The organism is Rudaea sp. (genome assembly GCF_057139185.1).
Map to the genome: position 1 here is coordinate 181,954 of NZ_DBNHDN010000044.1, position 22,676 is coordinate 204,629.

21 protein-coding genes are annotated in these 22,676 nt (G+C 64.3%); 12 read left to right on the forward strand and 9 right to left on the reverse strand.

Annotation, left to right across the window (positions count from 1 at the left end; genetic code table 11):
- Positions 1-185 precede the first annotated feature (185 nt).
- The gene (locus AC16HO_RS15230; RefSeq protein ID WP_395641380.1) at positions 186-1,004 is read right to left on the reverse strand and encodes an AMP nucleosidase; all 819 of its coding nucleotides are present in this window, start codon (positions 1,002-1,004) and stop codon (positions 186-188) included.
- A 185-nt stretch (positions 1,005-1,189) separates the two neighbouring features.
- Between AC16HO_RS15230 and AC16HO_RS15235 the strand changes: the two genes are divergently transcribed.
- Positions 1,190-3,604, forward strand: a complete 2,415-nt coding sequence (locus tag AC16HO_RS15235; protein ID WP_395641379.1) for an acyl-CoA dehydrogenase — start codon at positions 1,190-1,192, stop codon at positions 3,602-3,604.
- Here the strand turns inward: AC16HO_RS15235 and AC16HO_RS15240 are convergent.
- Positions 3,588-3,911: a hypothetical protein gene (locus AC16HO_RS15240; protein WP_395641378.1), complete on the reverse strand. Its 324-nt coding sequence runs from the start codon at positions 3,909-3,911 to the stop codon at positions 3,588-3,590. The two genes, AC16HO_RS15235 and AC16HO_RS15240, sit on opposite strands and share 17 nt — an antisense overlap.
- A gap of 12 nt (positions 3,912-3,923) precedes the next feature.
- On the opposite strand from AC16HO_RS15240, the gene AC16HO_RS15245 reads away from it, so the two are divergent.
- From AC16HO_RS15245 to AC16HO_RS15270, 6 genes are all read left to right on the forward strand, one after another.
- Positions 3,924-5,039, forward strand: coding sequence for an Eco57I restriction-modification methylase domain-containing protein (locus tag AC16HO_RS15245; RefSeq protein ID WP_395641377.1), 1,116 nt, complete (start codon positions 3,924-3,926; stop codon positions 5,037-5,039).
- The gene (locus AC16HO_RS15250; protein WP_395641376.1) at positions 5,023-5,964 is read left to right on the forward strand and encodes a BsuBI/PstI family type II restriction endonuclease; all 942 of its coding nucleotides are present in this window, start codon (positions 5,023-5,025) and stop codon (positions 5,962-5,964) included. The genes AC16HO_RS15245 and AC16HO_RS15250 overlap by 17 nt, the downstream gene beginning before the upstream one ends.
- A gap of 6 nt (positions 5,965-5,970) precedes the next feature.
- The gene (locus tag AC16HO_RS15255) at positions 5,971-6,609 is read left to right on the forward strand and encodes a 2-hydroxychromene-2-carboxylate isomerase (RefSeq protein ID WP_395641375.1); all 639 of its coding nucleotides are present in this window, start codon (positions 5,971-5,973) and stop codon (positions 6,607-6,609) included.
- Between the two features lie 84 nt (positions 6,610-6,693).
- The gene (locus AC16HO_RS15260) at positions 6,694-9,090 is read left to right on the forward strand and encodes a membrane-bound PQQ-dependent dehydrogenase, glucose/quinate/shikimate family (RefSeq protein WP_395641374.1); all 2,397 of its coding nucleotides are present in this window, start codon (positions 6,694-6,696) and stop codon (positions 9,088-9,090) included.
- 65 nt (positions 9,091-9,155) lie between these two features.
- On the forward strand, positions 9,156-9,932 hold the full coding sequence (locus AC16HO_RS15265) for an ABC transporter ATP-binding protein (RefSeq protein WP_395641663.1): 777 nt from the start codon (positions 9,156-9,158) through the stop codon (positions 9,930-9,932).
- A gap of 176 nt (positions 9,933-10,108) precedes the next feature.
- Complete coding sequence (locus AC16HO_RS15270) at positions 10,109-11,419, forward strand: dicarboxylate/amino acid:cation symporter (protein ID WP_395641373.1); 1,311 nt, start codon at positions 10,109-10,111, stop codon at positions 11,417-11,419.
- Between the two features lie 58 nt (positions 11,420-11,477).
- On the opposite strand, the gene AC16HO_RS15275 is transcribed toward AC16HO_RS15270, so the two are convergent.
- Positions 11,478-12,125 (reverse strand): TetR/AcrR family transcriptional regulator, encoded by a 648-nt coding sequence (locus AC16HO_RS15275; RefSeq protein ID WP_395641372.1) that lies wholly within the window; start codon positions 12,123-12,125, stop codon positions 11,478-11,480.
- A gap of 253 nt (positions 12,126-12,378) precedes the next feature.
- On the opposite strand from AC16HO_RS15275, the gene AC16HO_RS15280 reads away from it, so the two are divergent.
- Positions 12,379-12,789 (forward strand): biotin/lipoyl-binding protein, encoded by a 411-nt coding sequence (locus AC16HO_RS15280; protein ID WP_395641371.1) that lies wholly within the window; start codon positions 12,379-12,381, stop codon positions 12,787-12,789.
- A gap of 60 nt (positions 12,790-12,849) precedes the next feature.
- Entirely contained in the window at positions 12,850-13,440 is a 591-nt protein-coding gene (locus AC16HO_RS15285) for a cysteine dioxygenase (RefSeq protein WP_395641370.1), read from the forward strand.
- Between the two features lie 54 nt (positions 13,441-13,494).
- On the opposite strand, the gene AC16HO_RS15290 is transcribed toward AC16HO_RS15285, so the two are convergent.
- From AC16HO_RS15290 to AC16HO_RS15305, 4 genes are all read right to left on the reverse strand, one after another.
- On the reverse strand, positions 13,495-14,181 hold the full coding sequence (locus AC16HO_RS15290; protein ID WP_395641369.1) for an energy transducer TonB: 687 nt from the start codon (positions 14,179-14,181) through the stop codon (positions 13,495-13,497).
- Positions 14,182-14,298: 117 nt separating this feature from the next.
- Positions 14,299-14,898 carry a rhombosortase gene (gene rrtA / locus AC16HO_RS15295; protein ID WP_395641368.1) on the reverse strand — a complete coding sequence of 200 codons (600 nt, stop codon included), beginning with the start codon at positions 14,896-14,898 and terminating at the stop codon, positions 14,299-14,301.
- Positions 14,891-15,739, reverse strand: a complete 849-nt coding sequence (gene rhlP / locus AC16HO_RS15300) for a rhombotarget lipoprotein (RefSeq protein ID WP_395641367.1) — start codon at positions 15,737-15,739, stop codon at positions 14,891-14,893. The genes rrtA and rhlP overlap by 8 nt, the downstream gene beginning before the upstream one ends.
- The gene (locus AC16HO_RS15305; protein WP_395641366.1) at positions 15,720-16,571 is read right to left on the reverse strand and encodes an alpha/beta hydrolase; all 852 of its coding nucleotides are present in this window, start codon (positions 16,569-16,571) and stop codon (positions 15,720-15,722) included. Before AC16HO_RS15305 ends, rhlP begins: the two co-directional genes overlap by 20 nt.
- A 125-nt stretch (positions 16,572-16,696) precedes the next feature.
- On the opposite strand from AC16HO_RS15305, the gene AC16HO_RS15310 reads away from it, so the two are divergent.
- Positions 16,697-17,428: a helix-turn-helix domain-containing protein gene (locus AC16HO_RS15310; protein WP_395641365.1), complete on the forward strand. Its 732-nt coding sequence runs from the start codon at positions 16,697-16,699 to the stop codon at positions 17,426-17,428.
- Positions 17,429-17,461: 33 nt separating this feature from the next.
- Positions 17,462-17,809 carry a DNA cytosine methyltransferase gene (locus tag AC16HO_RS15315; protein WP_395641364.1) on the forward strand — a complete coding sequence of 116 codons (348 nt, stop codon included), beginning with the start codon at positions 17,462-17,464 and terminating at the stop codon, positions 17,807-17,809.
- A gap of 21 nt (positions 17,810-17,830) precedes the next feature.
- Here the strand turns inward: AC16HO_RS15315 and AC16HO_RS15320 are convergent, their stop codons facing one another.
- The gene (locus AC16HO_RS15320) at positions 17,831-19,393 is read right to left on the reverse strand and encodes a hypothetical protein (RefSeq protein WP_395641363.1); all 1,563 of its coding nucleotides are present in this window, start codon (positions 19,391-19,393) and stop codon (positions 17,831-17,833) included.
- 220 nt (positions 19,394-19,613) lie between these two features.
- Positions 19,614-20,078, reverse strand: coding sequence for a DUF3574 domain-containing protein (locus AC16HO_RS15325; RefSeq protein WP_395641362.1), 465 nt, complete (start codon positions 20,076-20,078; stop codon positions 19,614-19,616).
- Positions 20,079-20,193: 115 nt separating this feature from the next.
- On the opposite strand from AC16HO_RS15325, the gene AC16HO_RS15330 reads away from it, so the two are divergent.
- Complete coding sequence (locus AC16HO_RS15330) at positions 20,194-22,626, forward strand: TonB-dependent receptor plug domain-containing protein (RefSeq protein WP_395641662.1); 2,433 nt, start codon at positions 20,194-20,196, stop codon at positions 22,624-22,626.
- Positions 22,627-22,676: the final 50 nt, after the last annotated feature.

Sequence of the window (22,676 nt, forward strand, 5' to 3'; positions counted from 1 at the left end):
GTCGAAATGCTTCGATCGCATGGGCGCCACATCTTCAAATGGGGAAAAGCGCTTAACGCAGATCAAAGCGGATCCGAGCCGATAAGAGCGGATTCAGTATTTGATGCTTTATCCGCTCTTATCCGTGTTTATCCGCTCTTATCCGTGTTCATCCGCTCTTATCTGCGTCAAAAATCGCTTTTCGACTATAACTCGTGCTGGCCGCCGAGGTCGTCGTGATACTCCTCGTCAGCCTCGAAGCGCAGGTGCTTGACGCTGCGACCGTGGCGGCGCACGAGCTTCAACGCCTCGATGCCGACCTTGATGTGCTTCTCGACATAGTTCGCCGTGATCGACTTGTCGCTGGCCTCGGTCTTCACACCCTCGGGAATCATCGGCTGGTCGGAGACGAGCAGCAGCGCGCCGGTCGGGATGTGGTTGGCGAAGCCGGCGGCGAAGATCGTCGCGGTTTCCATGTCCACGGCCATGCTGCGCGTGCGGCGCAAAAGGTTCTTGAACTCCTCGTCGTGTTCCCAGACACGGCGGTTGGTCGTGTACACGGTGCCGGTCCAATAGTCGTGGCCGAGGTCGCGGATCATCGTCGATACGCCGCGTTGCAGCTGGAACGCGGGCAGCGCCGGCACGATCGGCGGCAAATAGTCGTTCGAGGTGCCTTCGCCACGGATCGCCGCGATCGGCAGGACCAGATCGCCGAGCTGGTTCTTCTTCTTCAGGCCGCCGCATTTGCCGAGGAACAGCGCGGCCTTCGGCGCGATCGCGCTGAGCAGGTCCATCACCGTGGCCGCGTTCGGCGAACCCATGCCGAAGTTGATCAAGGTGATGCCGTCGGCGGTAGCGTTCGGCATCGGCCGATCGCGACCTTGCACCTCGACCCCGTTCCATTGCGCGAACAGGTCGACGTAGTTGCCGAAATTGGTCAGCAGGATGTACTCGCCGAACTGATCGAGCGGCGTGCCGGTGTAGCGCGGCAGCCAGTTTTCCACGATGTCTTTCTTGTCTTTCATTTTTTGTTCCGCTGGAGTTGCCGATGACGGCACATCGGCGGGATGGCAGGTCGTTTGGGCATCGCCGGCAAGTTTATCCGTTACGCGCGCCGTGCGCAGCCGCCGCGCGGCGGCGCAGCTTTGCTTTTTGCCGGCCGCGAAGGATGATGCGTCGTACGTATCCGTCCGAATACCGGGAGTCTGCGATGCTCGTTACCCTGCTTCTGGCCGTGATCGCGCTGAGCGCGTTGCTCTTCCTCGGCCGCGGCTTCCTCGCCTGGGTCGTCGCCGCCGGCATCTGTCTGGTCGGCTGGCGCATCACCGGCATTGCGGCGCCACTGCTGTTCGAAACCACGGCGCTCGCGCTGACCGCGCTTGCCATCGTCTTCGGCATTCCCGCAATCCGCCGCGCACTGGTCACACGCTGGATCATGCCGATCTTCGCCAGGGTGCTGCCGCGGCTCGGCGAAACCGAGCGCATCGCGCTCGACGCGGGCACGGTGTGGTGGGATGCGGAGCTGTTCTCGGGCAAGCCCGACTGGAACAAGCTGCTCGATTTCAAGCCGCAGCCGCTGGATGTCGACGAGCAGGCGTTTCTCGACGGCCCGGTCGAGCAGCTTTGCGCGATGCTCGACGACTGGCAGATCAACCAGCTGCGCGACCTGCCGCCCGAGGTCTGGGAGTTCATCAAGAAGAACGGGTTCTTCGGCATGATCATCCCGAAGGAGTACGGCGGCCACGGTTTTTCGGCGATCGCACACTCGCGCGTGGTGACGCGAATCTCCTCGCGCTCCGTGGCCGCAGCGGTGACGGTCATGGTGCCGAATTCGCTCGGCCCGGGCGAACTGCTGCTGCACTACGGCACCGATGCGCAGAAGAACTACTACCTGCCGCGCCTCGCGCGCGGCGAGGAAATCCCGTGCTTTGGCCTGACCGGCCCCGAAGCCGGCTCCGACGCAGCGGCGACGCAGTCGACCGGCGTGGTCGAGAAGCGCATCGTCGATGGAAAAGAAATTCTCGGCCTGCGCCTGCAATGGAAGAAGCGCTACATCACGCTCGCGCCGGTGGCGACGCTGATCGGTCTCGCCTTCCGCATCAAGGATCCCGACCATCTGCTCGGCAGCGAGGATGACCTCGGCATCACCTGCGCGCTGATCCCCCGCAACCTGCCCGGCATCGAGATCGGTCTGCGCCACGACCCGATGGGCGTGCCGTTCATGAACGGGCCGATCGTCGGCAACGACGTGTTCATCCCGCTCGACAACGTCATCGGCGGCCGCGCCGGCATCGGCCAGGGCTGGCGCATGCTGATGGAATGCCTCGCCGCCGGTCGCTCGATCTCGCTGCCCGCGCTCAGCGTCGGCGCGGCGCAGATGATGACGCGCATCTGCGGCGCCTACGCGACCGTGCGCGAGCAGTTCGACACCCCGATCGGCCGCTTCGAGGGCATCGAGGAGCCGCTTGCGCGCATCGCTGCGAAGACCTACATGATGACCGCGACGCGCACCCTCACCTGCGGCGCGCTCGATGCGGGCGAGAAACCCGCCGTGCTCTCGGCGATCGCCAAGGCGTACCTCACCGAGAGCATGCGCGAGGTCGTCACCGATGCGATGGACATCCGCGCCGGCAGCGCGATCCAGCGCGGGCCGCGCAATTCGCTCGCGCGCGCATGGGACGCGGTGCCGATCGGCATCACCGTCGAAGGCGCGAACATCCTCACGCGCTCGATGATCATCTACGGCCAGGGCGCGATCCGCTGCCATCCGTTCGTGCAGAAGGAAATCGGTGCGGTCGCCGCCAACGATCTTGCCGCGTTCGATACGGCGCTATTCGGCCACATCAATCTCGTGTTCCGCAACGTCGCCCGCGCCAAGCTGTGCGCGCTCAGCGGCAGCCGTCTCGCCGCAGCGCCGAATGTGCAGGACACGCGACGCTACTACCAGCATCTGTCGCGCTTCAGCGCGGCGTTCGAGTTCGCTTCGGACATCGCGATGGGCACGCTCGGCGGCTCGCTCAAGCGCCGCGAGAAAATCTCCGGCCGCCTCGCCGATGCGCTCGCCTATCTCTATCTCGCCTCCGCCGCGCTCAAGCGCTACGCGGACGAGGCGAAGACGACAGCGAATCTCAACCTCGTCTCGTGGTGCGCGGAATATTCGCTGTACAAGGTCCAGGAAGCCTTGCTCGGTGTGATCGAAAACCTTCCCACGCGCGCTGCCGCGTGGATGCTCAAGCTGGCCATCTTCCCGCTCGGCGCGCGCTTCCGCCCGCCCTCGGACAAGCTCGGCGCGCGCGTCGCGCGCGACATCCTCGAGGACCGCGAAGCACGCGCGACGCTGACCGGCGACGTGTTCATCCCGCCACCGAGCGAACCCGGCCTGGGCACGCTCGAAGCCGCACTCGACAAGGCCGTGCGCGCAATCCCGGTCGAGACCAAGCTGCGCGATGCGGTGCGCGCCGGCACGCTCGACCGCGCACCGGGTTACATGCTCGACGAGATGGGTTTGAAGGCCGGCGTCATCAGCCAGGCCGAATACGATCTGCTGCAGGACGCCGAAGCGGCGCGCAACGAGGTGATCGCCGTCGATGCGTTCGATCCGGCGATCTTCAAGACGCTGCACTGATGTCGTCTCGACATTTGAGAATGCTTGCAGGGTAAAATCGTCCAACATGGAAATCACGCAAGTTGCCGATATCGAAACACGACGGCGCAACGCCACGCGGGCTGTGGAAGAAGATCATCGCGCGGCATTCGGGCAATTCTTCACGCCGCAATCGGTGGCGCGATTCATGGCTTCGCTGTTCGATTTCGGCGATGAGCCGATCGAACTCCTCGACCCCGGTGCGGGCATCGGTTCGTTGACTGCGGCGTTCGCGCATTGCGCAGGCCGACGACGCCTCCATGCGTCCTGTTTCGAGATCGACCCTCATTACCATGCGGGCTTGCAGGAGACGCTGCGGGCGCTGCGCAATGTCGATGCGCAGATACTCTCGCTCGACTTCATCGAATCCAGCGTGCGGTGGACACAAGCATCGGAACAGCCGCGTTACACGCATGCCATCGCCAATCCACCGTATCGGAAAATCTCGGCCGACTCGCGCGAGCGCAGGCTGGTATCGAAGTTGGGCTTGGCGACGTCGAATCTCTATTCTGCTTTCCTGGCGTGCGCCATCGCGCAATGCGTGCGTGGTGCGCAAATCGTGGCGATCGTGCCGCGTTCGTTCATGAACGGACCCTATTTCAAATCATTTCGTTACTGGTTGCTCGATCGCGTGGCCTTGATCCACATACACTTGTTCGAGCGTCGCGACTCGGCATTTGCCGACGACAAGGTGCTGCAGGAAAACGTGATCCTAAAAATGGTCGCGGGCGGAATGCAAGGCGACGTGACAGTCTCGTCCTCGACCGACGACCGCTTTGCCGATTTGCGCGAACGTCGCGTGTCTTTCGATGAAATCGTCACACCCGGCGACGATGAGCTTTTCATCCACGTGCCCGCGGCACACACGCAGCGCATGGCGGTACTCAACGGCATTCCGCTGCGCGAGCTCGGCATCGACGTCTGCACCGGTCCGGTAGTCGATTTCCGTTTGCGCGAACATTTGCGGCAGCAACCACAGGAAGGCAGCGTGCCGCTGCTCTATGCAACCCATTTCAATGGCGGCTTCGCGTGGCCGCGCGAAGGGCGCAAGCCCAACGCGATCGATGCGAATTCGCAAACGCAATCGTGGCTGATGCCGAACGGTTGCTACGTCGTGACACGCCGATTCACATCGAAAGAAGAAAAGCGCCGCATCGTCGCGCACATGCTGCCTGCCGATGCATTGTCCGCCAACCGCATTGGCTTCGAGAATCACTTGAACGTATTTCATCGCGACAAGCGCGGCTTGCCGGAGCGACTCGCAATAGGTCTGTGCGCCTACCTGAATTCGCAGGAAGTGGACGATTACTTCCGCACGTTTTCGGGTCATACGCAGGTCAACGCCACCGATCTGCGCCGGCTGAAGTACCCATCGATCGCGCAATTGGAAGCATTGGCAAATGGCCAAGAAAATTAAAGAAGCGCTGCGGATATTGACGGCACTGGGGCTGCCGCGCGCTCAATTGAACGCGCGTTCGGCGATCTGCCTGCTTGCATTGTGCAACCTGAAACCGCGAACCGCCTGGGAGAATGCCAGCGCACCGCTTGTCGGCATCACGCCGATCATGGAGTTTGCAGCCGTGCACTACATGGACAAGCCCTACGCACCGAACACGCGCGAAACGATTCGGCGCCAGACCATGCACCAATTCTGCGATGCCGGAATAGCGCTCTACAATCCAGACGATCCGGGCCGCGCCGTGAATTCACCCAAAGCCGTGTACCAGATCAGTCCGGAAGCCTTGAGTCTCGTGCGCAGCTTCAATGGCCGGCAATGGCAGCGTAGTCTGACCGACTTTCTCGACCGCAACGCAAGCCTTGCCAGCAAATATGCAAAGCCACGCAAACTGGCAGGCATTCCGGTGAGGATTGGCGACTCGCAAACGATACGACTCTCGCCAGGCGCGCACTCCGAACTGATCCGGGGCATCGTGGAGCAATTCGCACCGCGCTTCGCGCCCGGATCGACGTTGATCTATGCCGGTGACACCGGCGACAAAAGAGGATTTCTGGATAGCACGGCGCTTGCAGCACTGAACGTGAAGCTCGACAGCCACGGCAAGATGCCGGATGTCGTGATTCACGATACTGCACGCGATTGGCTACTGCTCTGTGAAGCAGTTACAAGCCACGGCCCTGTCGATGCCAAGCGCCACGAAGAACTCAAACGCCTGTTTTCAGCGGCACGTCCCGGGCTGGTTTTCGTTACAGCCTTTCCCACGCGCAAAAATATGGCGAAATATCTCGGCGATATAGCCTGGGAAACGGACGTCTGGAGTGCCGACGCACCCGACCATCTCATCCACTTCAACGGTGAACGGTTCCTCGGGCCGTATGCGTAATTCACGATGACAGTCACGAAAGCATCCTGGTATTTCGATTTCGTCTCGCCGTTTTCCTACCTGCAACTGGCGAAAGTGCTGCAATGGCGCGACCGGCTCGACATCACGCCGAAGCCGATCGCGCTCGGCGCGGTGCTGAAACATTGCGGCCAGCTCGGCCCCGCGGAAATTCCGGGCAAGCGCGAGTTCATGTATCGCTTCGTGCTATGGCAGGCGGAACACACCGGCGCGGTGCTGCGCTTTCCGCCGCAGCATCCGTTCAACCCGCTCGCCGCGCTGCGGCTGTGCATCGCCGCAGGCACGACGTGGGCGGCCATCGAGGCGATTTTCCATCACCTCTGGCGCGACGGAAGACCGGGCGCGACGGCCGCGGAACTCGCCGAAGTCGGCCATGCGCTCGGCATCGGTGACGTCGAATCCGCGATCAACGATGCGCAAGTGAAGAACACGCTGCGCGCGAACACCGACGGCGCGATTGCCGCGGGCGTGTTCGGCGTGCCCGCGCTCAAGGTCGGCAACGAAATGTTCTGGGGCAACGACGCCACGCCGATGATCGAGGACTGGCTTGCGCATCCGCGGCGTTTCGACACGGACGAATACCGGCGCATCGCCACGCTGCCGCTCGGCATCGAGCGGCGGCGCTGAGTATGCTTCTTGTCGTCGTGCAATTTTCTGCGATGATGCCTCGTTGCTTGCCAATGCCAAGATGTTGATCATCCGGAGACGCCAATGAACGGCTCGGTAAAACGCAATGCGGGGGGCTGGTTCGCATCGCTGTATGCGATCGTCCTTGTCCTCATCGGTCTTGTCTTGTTCGCAGGCGGCGTGATGCTCGCCAAGCTGGGCGGCTCCTGGTATTACCTGATTGCGGGTGCGCTGCTCGTCGTTTCGGGCGTGTTGACATATCGACGTCGTTTCGCCGGAATTTGGTTGTTCGCTCTCGGCTTCGTCGGCACGCTGATCTGGGCGTACTGGGAAGTCGGTGCGCAGTTCTGGCCGCTGGTGCCGCGACTCGCACCGTGGATAGCGCTGGCGCTGGTCGCCGCGTTGATCGCGCCGACATTCCGCCCGTCGGCTCGCGCCACGAGCTGGCTGATGGCGATTGTACTGGCCATCGCCGGCGCCGTGGGTTTCGCGCAGATGTTTTCCGAGCACGGTGTGATCGAAGGCACGCGGCAACTGGCGGCCGTGCCCGTTGCCGACGCGCAGGCGCAACGCAACGAGCGCTGGCAGTACTACGGTCGCACGCTTGACGGCCACCGCTTCGCGCCATTCGATCAGATCAACAAGGGCAACGTCGACAAACTGCAGGTCGCCTGGACCTTCCGTACCGGCGATGTCGCCGGCAAGGGTGCCGAAGACCAAACCACGCCGACGCAGATCGGCGACAACGTCTACGTCTGCACGCCTTACGGCAAGGTGTTTTCGCTCGACGCCGACAGCGGCAAGGAGCGCTGGCGCTTCGATTCCAGGGAGCCGGACAGCAAGCTGTGGAACCGTTGTCGCGGCGTGGCGTACTACGACGCCAGGGAGTTCGCGCAAGCGCACCCCGAGAACGCGACGGCGCAAGCCGCGGCGAGCGCGCCCACCTGCGCACAGCGCCTGTTCCTCGGTACCACCGATGCGCGCCTGATCGCGCTCGACAGCGCGACCGGCCAGCCATGCTCGGGCTTCGGCAACAACGGCAGCGTGGATTTGAAAGTCGGCATGGGGCTGGTGCAGCCGTTCTATTACATGACGACATCGGAGAACACCGTCATCGGCAATCGCGTTCTTGTCGGCGGCTGGGTGCAGGACGGTGCTTCCGTCGACGAGCCTTCCGGCGTGATCCGGGCGTTCAGCGCGGATACGGGCGAATTGCTGTGGGCGTGGGACCCGGACAATCCGAACATCACTTTGCTGCCGCCGCCCGGCGAGACGTATTCGCGCACCACGCCGAACATGTGGTCGACGCCGGCCTACGACGCGAAACTCGATTGGGCGTTCCTGCCGATGGGCGGCCAGACGCCGGACTTTTTCGGCGGCTTCCGTCGGCCGGGAAGCGACGAATTCGGTTCCAGCGTGGTCGCCATCGACATGAATACCGGCAAGGTGCAATGGCATTTCCAGACGACGCACCATGATCTGTGGGACTACGACGTGCCCTCGCAGCCGGCGCTCGTGGACATGCCCGATGCAAGCGGCAGGATGGTTCCGGCAGTCGTGCAGTTGACCAAGCGCGGGCAGATTTTCGCGCTCGATCGCGCAACCGGACAACCGATCGCAGAGGTCGTGGAAAAACCCGCACCGACGAACGTCGTCAAGGGCGATCGGGTTTCACCAACGCAGCCCTTCTCGGTCGGCATGCCGCAAATCGGCAACGAGCCGCTCAGCGAAAAATCCATGTGGGGCGCCACGTTCTTCGATCAACTGTATTGCCGCATACAGTTCAGGCGCATGCGCTACGACGGCGAGTTCACCCTGGCCAGCGAGCAGCAGGTCAACCTGCAGTTCCCCGGCAACTATGGAGGATTCAATTGGGGTAGCGCGGCCGTCGATCAGCAGAACGACATTCTCTATGCCGGCAGCATGCGCATGCCATTGTGGGGCCAGTACATTCCGCGCGCCGTAGCGGACGACCCCAACGCGCCGGGCGGGCACGACGGCCTGCACGTGATGGCGGGCACGCCATTCGGCTATCGCAAGGGCATGTTCATGTCGCCGCTCGGCGTGCCATGCCATGCTCCGCCCTACGGCCAGCTCACCGCAGTGGATTTGAAGAACCGGAAAATCCTCTGGCAGAAGCCGATGGGAACGGTTGCCGACACCGTGCTGCCGTTCGGCTTCAAGGCGAAGCTGCCGTTCGCCATCGGCATGCCGGTCATGGGTGGCCCGATGGCTACCGCGTCAGGTCTGGTGTTCTTCGCGGGAACTTACGACTACTACCTGCGCGCGATCGACGGCGCGACCGGCAAGGAGTTGTGGAAAGGCCGCCTGCCGGTCGGCGCGCAGGCCACTCCGATGACGTATGTCTCACCACAATCGGGGCGCCAGTTCGTCGTGATCGCCGCAGGCGGGGCACGCCAATCACCCGACCGCGGCGACTACATCGTGGCGTTCGCACTGCCGCAAGGAGCGGCGCCTTGATCGAAAGACGCGGAATTGTCGCTCCCGCCCAACCGCCGCTGCTCGAACTCGACGACGCGCGCCTGATGCGCGGCGAGAACGAAATCCTGCACGGCCTCACGCTGCGCATCGAACCCGGCCAGCACACCGCGATCGTCGGGCCGAACGGCGCGGGCAAGTCGACGCTCGTGCGCATGATCCATCGCGACGACTACCCGCTCGCGCGCGACGACGGCAAAGCCGCAATGCGCATCCTCGGCCGCGCACGCTGGGACGTGTTCGAACTGCGCAAGCACCTCGGTATCGTTTCGGGTGATCTGCAGCAACGTCTGATCGGCGAGGACCTCGTCGATGGACTCGACGCGGTGATTTCGGGTTTCTTCGCCAGCCACGTGCTGTCGTTCAATCATCGGGTGACGGACACCATGCGCGCGGTCGCGCACGGCGCACTCGAACGGCTCGGCGCCGCGCATCTGGCACACCGGCGTTTTGCCACGCTGTCGACCGGCGAGGCGCGCCGCGTGCTGATCGCGCGCGCGCTTGTGCATGATCCCGGCGCGTTGCTGCTCGACGAGCCCACGACGGGCCTCGACTTCGTCGCCCAGCGCACCCTGCTCGAAAGCCTGCGCGGGCTCGCCCGCGGCGGCACGACGGTGGTGCTCGTCACCCATCATCTGGAAGAGATTCTCCCGGAAATCGACCACGTGATCCTGCTGCGCGACGGCCGCGTGTTCGCACAAGGTCCCAAGGACGATGTATTGCGCTCGGCGACGCTGAGCGCGCAATACGGCGCTCCCATCCGCGTCCGCCGCGACGGCGGCTACTATCACGCCGAGCTCGATGGCGATTGCGCCGCGCCATAAGTTCGAGCGGCGCCACATCACCAGAAAGCATTATTGACACCGGAATGCGACTTTCGTGATGCTCGCACAGGGCATGCCGGCCGCTCGGCGCGGCCGCCGTCGGGAGCGAAGAACCTGCCCTCGCGCCACCGGCGCGCAGATTGTCGAGCGTAGCAGCTTTGAGGACAGTTTCTGACATGAAAGGCTTCACTCGCCATCTGTATTTCTGGGTACTGGTCGGCATCTTCCTCGGCGGCCTGCTCGGCTGGCTGTTCGGCGATGCGAATCCGGTCATCGCCGGCGTCGCATTCAAGGCGTCCTCGCTGAAGTGGCTCGGCGACCTGTTCATCGGGCTGGTCAAGATGCTGATCTCGCCGGTGATCTTCCTCACCGTCGTGCTCGGCATTGCCGGCATGAACGACATGAAGAAAGTCGGCCGCGTCGGCGGCAAGGCGCTGCTGTATTTCGAGGTCGTCTCGACCATCGCGCTCGCGGTGGGTCTGTTCGTGATGAAGGTGGTCAAGCCCGGACAAGGCCTGCACATCGACCCGGCCACACTCGATGCGAAGGCGATCGCGAACTACGCCAGGGCGGCGAGCGAGCAATCCACGGCCGAGTTCATCCTGCACATCGTGCCGAAAACCTTCCTCGACGCATTCACGGCGAACGGCGACCTGCTTCAGGTGCTGCTGATCGCGATCCTGTTCGGCTTCGTCCTCTCGCGCCTCGGCGAAACCGGTCAGACCGTGTACCGTTTCTTCGAGGTCTGCTCGAAGGTGCTGTTCGGCATGATCAACCTCGTCATGAAGGTCGCGCCACTCGGCGCGTTCGGCGCGATGGCCTTCACGATCGGCAAGTACGGCATCGGCACGATCGTCAACATGGCCCAGCTTGTCGGCCTGTTTTACGTCACCGCAGCGCTGTTCGTCGTCGTCGTGCTCGGCCTGGTCGCGCATTTCACCGGCTTCTCGATCCTGCGCTTCCTCAACTACATCAAGTCCGAGCTGCTGATCGTGCTCGGCACGAGTTCGTCGGAAAGCGCGCTGGTGCCGCTGATGGAAAAGCTCGAGCGCCTCGGCTGCTCGAAATCGGTGGTCGGCCTCGTCGTACCGTCGGGTTATTCGTTCAATCTCGACGGCACCAACATCTACATGACGATGGCTTCGCTGTTCATCGCGCAGGCGCTCGACATCGACCTGAGCTGGAGCCAGGAACTGGCCCTGCTCGGCGTGGCGATGCTGACCAGCAAGGGTGCGTCGGGCGTCACCGGTGCGGGCTTCATCACGCTCGCGGCGACGCTGGCCGTGGTGCCGAGCATTCCGGTCGCGGGCATGGCGCTGATCCTCGGCATCGACCGCTTCATGAGCGAGTGTCGCGCGCTGACCAACTTCATCGGCAACGGCGTGGCGACGATCGTCGTGTCGAAGTGGGAAGGCGAACTCGATGCTGCGACGCTGCAGCGCGAGCTGGCTGATCCCAGCTTCGTCGAGAAAGCGGAAGTGGCGTAACGCCGCGACTCGTCATTCCCGCGTTTTCTGGCGGGAATGACAGCAAAGGGATCCGTGTTCAGCTCAAGTGCGCCTCGATCAACGCGCGCGCCGCCTTCGCGATCGAAGTGACCGGGCCGGAATTGTTCGGGAAGGTCAGGCGCGTGTAGTAGCCGCCTTCGAGCAGCAGCATCAGCGCATCACCGAGCGAATCGGGCTCGCGCGCGCCCATCTCGCGCGCATACCTGCGCAGGCGACGGCGGATCTCGGCCTTGTAGTCGTGCACGATCGCGTTGAGCCTGTCGTTGTCCTCGGGGATTTCGACCGCGGCATTGCCGAGCGCACAGCCGCGGCTCGAGCGACAGCAGTCGGATTTCGACCTGGCTTTGGCCAGATCGACCACGGCCTGCATCAGCACCTCGACCTGGCGGCGCGCATTGCCCGCGTGCGGCGCGACGGCCTCGTCCCACCATTGCCAGTAGCCGCGCTCCTGGTCCCTGAGGTATTCGGCGACCAGATCGTCCTTTGACGGGAATGCGCGATAGAAACTCATCTTGTTGGTGCCGGCGTCCTCGACGATCGCGTCGACGCAGACGCCGCGGATGCCGTGGCGATAGAACAGGTCGGCGGCGGAATCGCGGATGCGGTCGCGCACGCGCGGCTTTTCGCCGCGCGCCGGCACCTCGCTCGCCACCGAAACCGCGGCAGCGGTTGATTTCGCGGACATGGCACAAACTCCTGTTGAGGGGTTAGTGACCGGTAAGTAATATATTCAAACGTTACTAACCAGTAACACACGTTGTGGCAGCTTCGTGCAGGCCGGTACTCAAGTCAAGGCGCCGCGCAGCAGGGATCACGGCCGGTTCAGCCCGCAAGAATAAAAGGAGACTGCCATGCAGTACCCGAAATTCGTCAAGACCGGCATCGTTCTGACCGTGCTCACCGCGGCGGCGCTGGCAGGCTGTTCGCAGTCCTAGGCCATGGCGCCCGCGCCCACGGTCAGCGTCGCCGAGGTCGTGGCCAGGCCGCTGCGCGACTGCGAGGAGTTCACCGGCCGGCACGAACCGGTCACCACGGTGCAGATCCAGCCGCGCGTCGGCGGCTTCATCGAGTCGGCGCAATTCGCCGAAGGTGCGCAGGTAAAGAAAGGTCAGGTACTGTTCCGCATTGATCCGCGCCCGGCGCGCATGCTGATCGGGTTTGGCTGCGGGAAATCGGACCGTCCGCGACAGCGGCGACACGCGACGCGTGTGGCGGACGGGCCACTTCCCCGCCGACCCGGCGGCAAGGCGAAACCGCTCGCGCATCGCCCGCGCAGACGGGGCATTTGCGCCTTGCACCCAACGCCACGGCCCCTGCGCGCGCGCAATGGAATTTGTACGCCAAATTAGCGCCGCGCTAACGCCGGGCATGGTCGAATGGCGACACTCGAATCGACCGTGGATTCCCTCATGTCCCATCCTCAAATCGCAATCGCGGCCAGTTGGAGCCGCGCGCTGCGCGAAGTCACCGACGGCCTCGGCGGCGAGATCGCGCCGAAAGACGTCAGCGAACTGCGCGGCGCACTGACCTCGCTGGTCTGGGCCGAAGGTTGCCCTCGTGCCGCCTCATTCTTTTCCGACGCGCACGCGCCGCGCTACCGCCGCCAACTCATCGCCGCAGCGCCCGATCGTTCGTACACGATGCTGCTGATCGCCTGGCCCGCAGGCTACGTCACGCCGCTGCACGACCATGCCGGACTGTGGGGCATCGAACTCGTGCTCGACGGCGCCCTGCAGGTCGAGGAATACTTCAGTGACGGTGACGCGGAGCAACCCACGCTGCAACCGCATCGCACGCTGATGCTCGGTTCCGGCGACGCAGCCGTATTCATCGATCCGGCCTACGTGCACCGCTGCCGCAATCTTTCCGCACACCAGCCCGCGCTGTCGCTGCACGTCTACGGCGGCGACCTCCACCGCTATCAGAGCTTCGTCGAGGTCAGCGGCAGTCTCTACCATGTCGCGCGGCAACAGGCCATGCTCGACGCGGTATCGATCTGACCAGCAAACAAAGTCCACTGGTCATCCCGGCATGCATTGCCGGAATGACCGATGCTATAGCGGCAACGTGAAACTGACCGGCACGCGCGCCCGGCCGGCACAGGCAACGCCGCCGCGCATGCCGGGCTTGAACTTCCATTTCATCACCGCCTCGCGCGCGGCGCGGTCGAGATCGCGCGAGCCGCTGGACTTGTCGACCTCGATTTCCTTGACCTCGCCGTCCTCGCCGACGAGTACGCGCAGAATCACCGTGCCTTCGATGCGGTTGCGCAGCGCGATGGGCGGATACGGGATCCGCGTCTGCGTACCGTAGGTCAAAGCGGTCGGCGCGGCGTCTGCCGCGTCGCTGCCGGAGGACACGGTCGGCGCTGGCCCATCCGCAGGCGCGACGATCGAAACGACCGATGTCGCCGGCTGCATCGGCACGGGTTGGGCAATCGGCGCGGTGATCGTGATCCGTGGTACCGGCGGCGGGGTTTTCTTGACCTTCACCGGCGGCTGCGGCAACGCGAGTTCGGGCTTGATCTGCTCGGGCGGCCTCAGCCAGATCGGCGGCTCGCTGCGGGTAGCATTGCTGATGCGCTGCAGCTGCATCGCCACGGGGGGAATCAGCAGCGACAGCGCCAGCGCGAGATGCAGTGAGAAACTTCCCGACCATGCCGAAATGCGCCGCCAACTCAGGGCCGGCAACTGATCGCCGTGCGGAAATGCAGGTGCGGAAACCAAGGCAAGCACCGTCATGACGGACTCCTTGAGCGTTGGCGCGGCATTCCGGCAACCGCGCGTCGGATCGACCATCGGCGCGAGCTACGCTAGCAAGCGCGGCGACAACGGCGCATCACGATTTTCGTGAATCGATCAGGCCGCCCGGGTAGCCGGCAACGAAGCGCGATCGATGCACCGGAAGCGCAGCACGGACGCGCCGAGTCCGAAAACCGCGCCGAAAGCGTGCGCCTGCCAGACGACGCGCACCGCGCCAGAAAGACCGGACGCATTCGCGACGAAGCCGGTTGCTTCGCACAGTGTCTTCAACGCGAAGATGCCGGCCAATGCAATCAGCGGCGCACGCGTCGCGGCGGACTCCTGCCACAGCAACAGACCCAGAGCCGCGCCGAATGCGGCACATAAGCCGGACGCACCGCGATAGGTGGCAAGCCCCGGCGCGCCGAAGTTCAGCGAAAGCGACAGCAACGGCGGCAGACACAGCAGCATCGCGGCGAGCAGGCGCCGCCCGCTGCGCATCTCGATGGCTGCGGCGAGTGCAAACGCGGCGATCAAATCCACGCCGGCATGGCGCGCGGAAAAGTGCACGACGTGGCCGCTCCACGCGCGCCACCACTCGCCCGCGGCGAGCGCATCGTGGTCGTATTCCATCGCCAGGCGCAGCGGCTCCGGCACCAGCGCAAGCGCGATGCCGATCGCCGGCAGCGCAAGCGCGAGCAGCGGCAACCTACGCATGTCGCCGCTGCGTGAATGCAAGCGCAGCCAGAACACAGGCACCGAGCAGCCCGATCCAGCCCGCGTCACCGCCGCCGCTGTAGCCGGCCCTGTTCTCGATCTTCACCTGCGCATCGTGCTTCGAGCGTTCGCGGAAATCGTCCATCGCCGTCTTCAACTGCGGAATCAGATCCTCGACGGCCTTCGTGTAGCTCTCGTCCTGCGCGTGGCGCGCGCGTTCGCTGAAACTCGCGAGCGTGCCGCTGCCTTTCACGCGGCTCGAACCCGGCGCGCGGAACAGCAGCTTGCGACTCGCGACGTCGAACACCGACGCATCGACGAGCGTCTGCACGTCGTACTTGTCGCCGCGGATCACGTAGGCGCCGACGATGGTCCAGTACAGCATCGCCGCCGCGCGCGTGTCGTTGAACTGCACCTGGTCGTACGACAGCAGCGCGATGATCTCGATGTTGAACAGACGCGCGACCTGATCGAGGTTGTCGAAGCCGCCGCGCGCGTGCAGGTAGTTCGACGGAATCACCTCGATATTGCCGATGTACGGATAATGCGCGAACACTGCCTTGACGCGCTCGAGCAGCAAGCGCCGGGCCTGCTCGGACGCGCCTGCATCCCACTGCCCGCCCGGCACGAAGGCGATGCCGACGCGCACCGGCGGTCGCAGTGTCGTCGTGCCCGGCTGCAGTTGCGGCGCTTCGCTCGCGTTCGGATAGAGATAGTCGACGACGCTCGCGGCGCGATGTTCCTGCTGCGGGCGGAACAACGTCGCGCAGCCGGCAAACGCAAGCATTGCCGCTGCCACGGCGAACTTCCACAGCAACGAACTATTCGACCTTGCGCGCATTGCGCATCTCCTCGTTGTCGGATGATGGGGAATCCAGCAGACCTTGCGCCGCAAGCCACGCCGGAAGGCGCCCGGCGAACAGGCCGCGATCGATCTCGTGGCCGCGATCCAATGCGACGAACTCGCCGCGTTTCGATGCCGCGCCGAGACGCTGCCCCATCGCGAACGGGATGATCCTGTCCCCGCGGCCGTGCTCGACGTAAACCGGTTCGGAAAATTCCCGCACGCGCGCCAGCGTGTCGAAGGGATAGCGCAGCAGGAAACCCGGCAGCAGGTAACGGTGCGCGATGTCCTTCAGCGAGGTGTAGGTCGACAGCAGCACCAGCGCGCACAGCGGACGGCGCCGCGTCAACTCGCCGGCGACGCCGCCGCCGATCGAATAGCCCATCGCGACGATGCGTTGAACGTCGACACCGGGCTCGCGCGCCAGCCAGTCGTAGGCGAGTTCGGCGCTTTCGCGAAGTTGCGCATAGTTCGGCTCGCCGTCGGCGCCGCCGTAGCCCGGATATTCGAGCTGGAGCACCGACACGCCGGCACGGACGAGCGGCGGCATCGCCGCGAACGAATTTTCCACGCGCTCGAAATTGCCGTGCAGGTAGAGAATCGCGGTGTGGGTTTGCACGCCTGCCGGCGCCGGCCAGTACACCGCGCGCACCTTGCCGAACGATGCGGGCAATTCGACCAGATGCGCGCCCGACGGAAGCCCAACGCCGAGTGCGTGACGTTCGCCTGACGCCGCAGGAAACAGGATCGATTGCTGCTTGGCGTACATCACGCCGCCGTACAGCGGATACAGAAGCACCAGTGGCAGGATGCAGACGCGCAGTTTCATGGGATGTGCGCTCGACGATGGCGAACAAAGTCGATGCAAGACCCGTCCCGCTGCAAATCGCGACGCGTACCGCGCACGATGCGGTTCGTCGGGTATCATCTCTTGATACTTTTCCGGTCCCGGCCATGAGCACGAGCGCAACCCTGCTGCAATCGATCCGCGCAACGCTGCGCGAACGCGGCATGACCTATCGTCAGCTCGCCGCCAAGATCGGCATCAGCGAGCCGACGGTGAAGCGCGACCTGTCACGCGGCGACTTCTCGCTGAGTCGGCTCGATGCGATCTGTGCCGCGCTCGACGTGTCGCTTACCGACCTGCTGCAGGCGCCGCCGGCGAAGAGCCTGCTCACCCAGCTCAGCGAAGCACAGGAGCGCGCGCTGGTGCGCAACCCGCAGTTGCTGCTCGTCGCCTACCTGCTGGCCAACGACTGGAAGTGGGGTGAGATCACCGCGACCTTCGACTTCGACGACAACACGCTGACTTCGGCGTTGCTCAAGCTCGATGCGCTGCGCATCGTCAACTTCCGCCCGCCGCGGCGCGTCGGCAAGCTCACCGCGCGCAACTTCGCCTGGCGCAAGGACGGCCCGGTGCACGAGTTTTTCCTCGCCCGCGTCGCGCCCGAATTCCTGCGCGCGCGCTTCGACGGCCCGCTCGACGAACTGCGCCTGATCGGCGGCATGCTGTCGACGGCCTCACGCGCGCACATCAAAGCCGCGATCGAACGCGTGGCGCAGGAATTCGAGGACCTCGCCCACCGCGACGCGCGCCTGCCGCTCGACGCCAAGGACGGCTGCACCGCGCTGTTCGCGTTCCGCCAGTGGGAGTTTTCCGAGTTCACGCGACTGCGGCGGCGATGACGAAGGATATTTCTCGTCACAGATGAAAGCGCCGTGCGCAAGCGTCCGCGCCGGCTCACGCTGCGCGAGTGTGCGAGGCTGATGGGATTCCCGCCTTCGTTCAAGATTCCGGTGAGTGATACGCAGGCGTACAAGCCATTTTCGCAAAGGGGCGTCTACAAGCACGAGAGCGAAGATCTCTTTTGCTTCGAACATATCCAAGACAAGCCAATCAACTTCGTTTGGACGATTGTCGAATCCGGAATTGGAGACGACGGTACTTGGTATGCGTCTCCGGGGATTCACTACGTGAACAGACTCGGCTACGTCATGACGAAAAAGGCTTGGATAGACGACACGCTTGACGCAATCTACTTCGCCGGCGAGTTCGATCCCGTGTGAATTGATGATCCTGCAATCGCGTTACGTCACGCCGTTCTTGCGCAATGACAACAACATCAGCACGCCCGCAAGCACGACATACGCCACCGTGAACTGCCAGACCAGTACGCGCGCGGCGGGCGCAAGCGTCCACGGCAGGTAGATCGTGCCGAGCGGATCGACCGAGTGGATGATGCCGAACAAGGTCAGCGCGGCACCGGCGAGCAGGGTCGCGGCGGCGCGGCGCAGGCGGCCGTCGATCAAGGCGACGACGAAACTCGCCCACACCATCGAAGTGATGATGAAGCCGTTGCCGAGGATGAAGATCACCGCCATCTCGGGCAGGCCATGGTCGGCGTTCGCGTACGCCTTGGCGAACTGGTCCGGCGCGACGATCGAGGGATCGCCGAGCTTGATCGCGACCATGCGCGCGACAGCCGGGAAGAACGCCATGACGACGGCGGCGAAGTATTTCTGCTCGGTCGCCTCGAACGCCTGCATGGTGATGTGGATCGCGATGAAGATCAGGATCGGCGCGAGCACGGCCAGCGGAATCAGCTCGACCAGATTGGAGAGATAGCCGAATACGCCGCCGAGGCCGACGAACAGGCCGGTGAGGAAGGTGTAGCCGGTGCGCCCGCCCATCGCGCGGTAGGCGGGCTGGCCGATGTAGGGCGTGGTCTGCGCGACGCCGCCGCAGACGCCGGCGACGAGCGTGGCGATCGCCTCGGTCAGCAGGATGTCGCGCACCGGATAATCGTCGCCCGCGGCGCGCGCGCTCTCGGTGACGTTGATGCCGCCGACGACCATGAGCAGGCCGAACGGCAGGATCAGTGCGAGATAGGGCAGCGTGTACTTCAATCCTTCGATGAAACCGAGATTCGGCCACGGCAGGTTGAAGCGCAGCGTCGGCGCGCTCGGCGCGTGGAAGCCCGGACCGAGCAGATCGAAGGGGCCGAGCGCGTAGTAGAGCACGACGCCGACAAGGATCGAGAACAGCACGCCAGGAATGCGCCCCGGCAACGGTGCGTGCGCGACGAGCGCGTAGAGAATGATGCCGAGGCAGGCGAAGCCGACGATCGGCACGCGCAGCACATCGACGAGCGGAAAGAAACCCATCAGCACGAGCGCGATGCCGGCGATGGATCCCAACAAACCCGCGCGCGGCACGTTACGCATGACCCAGCCGCCGAAAAACGAGAGCACGGTTTTGAGCACGCCCATGACCACGAGCGAGGCCATGCCGAGTTTCCACGTCGCATCGGCCGCGGTCATCTCGTCCATGCCCTGCTGCTTGAACGCGAGGAAGGCCGGGCCGAGCACGAGCAGGCCCATGCCGATCGTCGTCGGCGCATCGATGCCGAGCGGCATCGCGCAGGCGTCCGCGCGGCCGCTGCGCAAGGCCATGCGCGCGTAGGCGAAGTTGCCGAGCAGTGCACCGAGCGCAGTGCCCGGAAACATCTTGCCGAAGATGACTTCGGCCGGAAAGTGGAAGATGCCGATCAGCGCGCCGGAAAGGAACGCGAGCACCGAGAGGTTGTCGACGACGAGACCGATGAAGCCGTTGACGTCGCCGGAGGTGATGCGCAGTTTCGTCGAGTTCACGTGAATCTGTTCTCAAAGCGTAGCGAGCGAAGGCAGTTCGCGTGCGCACGGAGCGCAGGAACCGAAGTGTACAGTCGGGTACATGAGGATGATTCGCCGCATCGGCGGCTCTCCCTTGGGGCCATTCGCTCCGCGAATGTTCGCTGCGGCATCCTGCCTTCGCAGTCCGAGCAGCGTACGCATGCGAAATATCGAGCGCAGTAGCTTTGGGGGCAGGCTCTCAGAACGACACGTCGGCCGGCTGGGTGACGCGCAGCACGGACAGGTCGCCCGTTTCCTTCTTCCATGCGGCGCGGATCGCGTCGATGTCGGCGCGCTGCTTCGGTGTATCCGCGTGCAGCAGCATGATCACTTTTGAATGCAGGCGCTCGATATGAGCCTGGCCTTGCGTGCGCCACTGACCATAGACGTCGAACACGCTCAAGCCGTCGGGAAAGCGCGGCGTCACCTCGCGGTCGAGGAAATCATGCCAGCGCTTCGCGTTCGCGGCGGCATCAGCTTCCTCGCCAGCATCGGAAACGACGCCGACGCCGAAGTACAGTTCGGTGCGCACCCAGTTTGTCGTCGTGGCCGGATGCGCGGCATCACCGGCCAGCGTGCTCGACACAGGCTTGGTCGCGGGTGGCGTTGCCACGCAGCCGGAAAGCAGGAGAACCGACAATATAAGCGCGGCGGAAAATTTCATATGGGCATCTGTTTCGCAGCGAGGCCAAGTTGCCTAGTATTGGGTGTTTCCGCGCCGCCGCGCAACCGCACCCCTTCGCTTTGTGGAAATGACGATGAAAGCAAAAATCCCTTCCCTGCCGCGCCACCGCCTGTCCGCGGCGATCGCCGTCCTGCTCGTCTGCGCTCCCGTCGCGCACGCGCAGCAGGCCGCCGACACCCGGACGGCAAACCTCGACACGATCGTCGTCACCGGCACGCGCGCGCCCAACCGCACAGTGCTCGACTCGACTTCGCCGATCGATGTCGTCACCGCGGACGATCTGAAAGCCGCCGGCGCGGTCAACGGCGAACTCGGGCAGGCGTTGCAGACCTTGCTGCCTTCGCTCAATTTCCCGCGCCAGTCGAATGCGGGCGGCGCCGACATGGTGCGTTCGGCGCAACTGCGCGGGTTATCTCCGGATCAGGTACTTGTGCTGATCAACGGCAAGCGCGTGCACACATCCGCGCTCGTGCAGACCGAATCGACGACCGGGCTCGGCACGACACCGGTCGATCTCAACGCGATCCCGATCTCGGCGATCAAGCGCATCGAAGTGCTGCGCGACGGTGCGGGCGCGCAATACGGCTCCGACGCGATCGGCGGCGTGATCAACATCATCCTCGACGACGCGCCGCACGGTGGAGAAATCACCACGAGCTACGGCGCCTACCACACCGATTTCGAGCCGACGAACCGCACGATCACCGACGGCCAGAGCACGTATCTCAGCGCGAAATTCGGCACCGCGCTCGGCGCGGGCGCCGGCGGCTTCCTGCGCGGTGGCGTCGAGTTGAACAACCACAACGCGACCAATCGCGCCGGCTTCGACAACTTCGCCGGCGATTCGACACCGGACAACCTCAAGCTGCTCGGCAAGGTCAATTACGCCGCGGGCGATCCCAAGCTCGAGAATTATTCCGGCTGGCTCAACAGCGCACTGCCGCTGTCGGACGCGGCGACGCTGTACGCGTTCGGCACCTACGCGCACCGGCATTCGACCGGCGACAATTTCTTTCGCTATCCGGACGATTCGGCCAACGTGAAGTCGATCTATCCCGACGGCTATCGCCCGGTCGGCCTCGGCAGCAGCGACGATCTGCAGGGCACGGCCGGCCTGCGCGGGCATGTCGGCGACTGGGACTACGACGCGAGCCTGACCTGGGGCACCAACGACTTCGACTACCGCCTGCGCAATTCGCTCAACGCCTCGCTCGGCGCGGCCAGCCCAACCGCGTTCGACACCGGCGAATACAAATTCGCGCAAACCGTGGCGAATTTCGACGCGACGCGCGGCGTGAACCTCGGCGGTCGCGACTACACTCTTGCGCTCGGCGGCGAACTGCGCCACGAAAATTTCCAGACGCGCGCCGGCGATCCGGCGTCCTACGCGATCGGCCCGATACCCGGCGTGCCGATCGGCGCGCAGGCCGGCACCAACCTGACTCCGGCGGACACGGCCGACGTGTCGCGCAACGTACAGGGCGTGTACGCGGAGTTGTCCGGCAACCTCGCCGACGCGCTGTTCGTCGACGCCGCCGTTCGCTACGAGCACTACGGCGACTTCGGCAGCACGACCAACGGCAAGCTCAGCGGGCGCTGGGAGATCACGCCGGAATTCGCGCTGCGCGGCGCGGTGTCGACGAACTTCCGCGCGCCATCGCTTTCGCAGATCGGTTTCGAGTCGACCGCGACCGGCTACGACAATGCCGGCAACCTGATCAACTCGCGCATCCTCTCGGTGGACAACCCGATCGCGCGCGCGCTCGGCGCAACGACGCTGACGCCGGAGAAATCGCACAACTACAGCATCGGCTTCACCGCGACGCCGGCCGAGAAGTTCGATGTGTCGCTCGACATCTACAAGATCGACATCGACCATCGCGTGGTGCTGTCCGAGCAGATCGGCGGCGACGCACTGACCCAGTTCATCGAAACCCATTTCGGCATCCCCGGCGTGCAGGCGGTGAATTTCTTCACCAACGCGGTCGACACGAGCACGAAGGGCGCCGACCTCGTCGCCAACTACCGCTTGCCGCTGCACGACGGCACACTGACCCTGACCGGTTCGTACAGCTACGCCGACACGCACATCGAACGCATCGCCGACACGCCGGCCGAACTGGTCGCGCTCGGCAACGACAACGTGCTGTTCGGCCTGCAGGCGCGCAACATCCTGACCAACGCCGCGCCGCGCAACCGCGGCATCCTCTCCGCGCGCTGGGCCGATTCGAAATGGTCGCTGCTCGGTCGCGCCACGCGACAGGGTTCGACGACGCGCGTGTTCGACTTTGGCGGCGGCTTCACGCCGACGCAGACCTATTCCGCGAAATGGCAGTTCGACGCGGAGGTCGAATACAAATTCACCCAGGCATTCTCGGTCGCGGTCGGCGGCGTCAACCTCACCGACAACTATCCGACGCGTTCGAGCGACGACATCAACTACTTCGGCAACCTGCCTTACGACATCATCTCGCCGATCGGCTTCAACGGCGCGTACTGGTACGCGCGGGCGCGGTTGACATTCTGATCATCCAAGATGTTCCGCCGCGCGGGCGGAACGCCGCACGCCGTATCTGA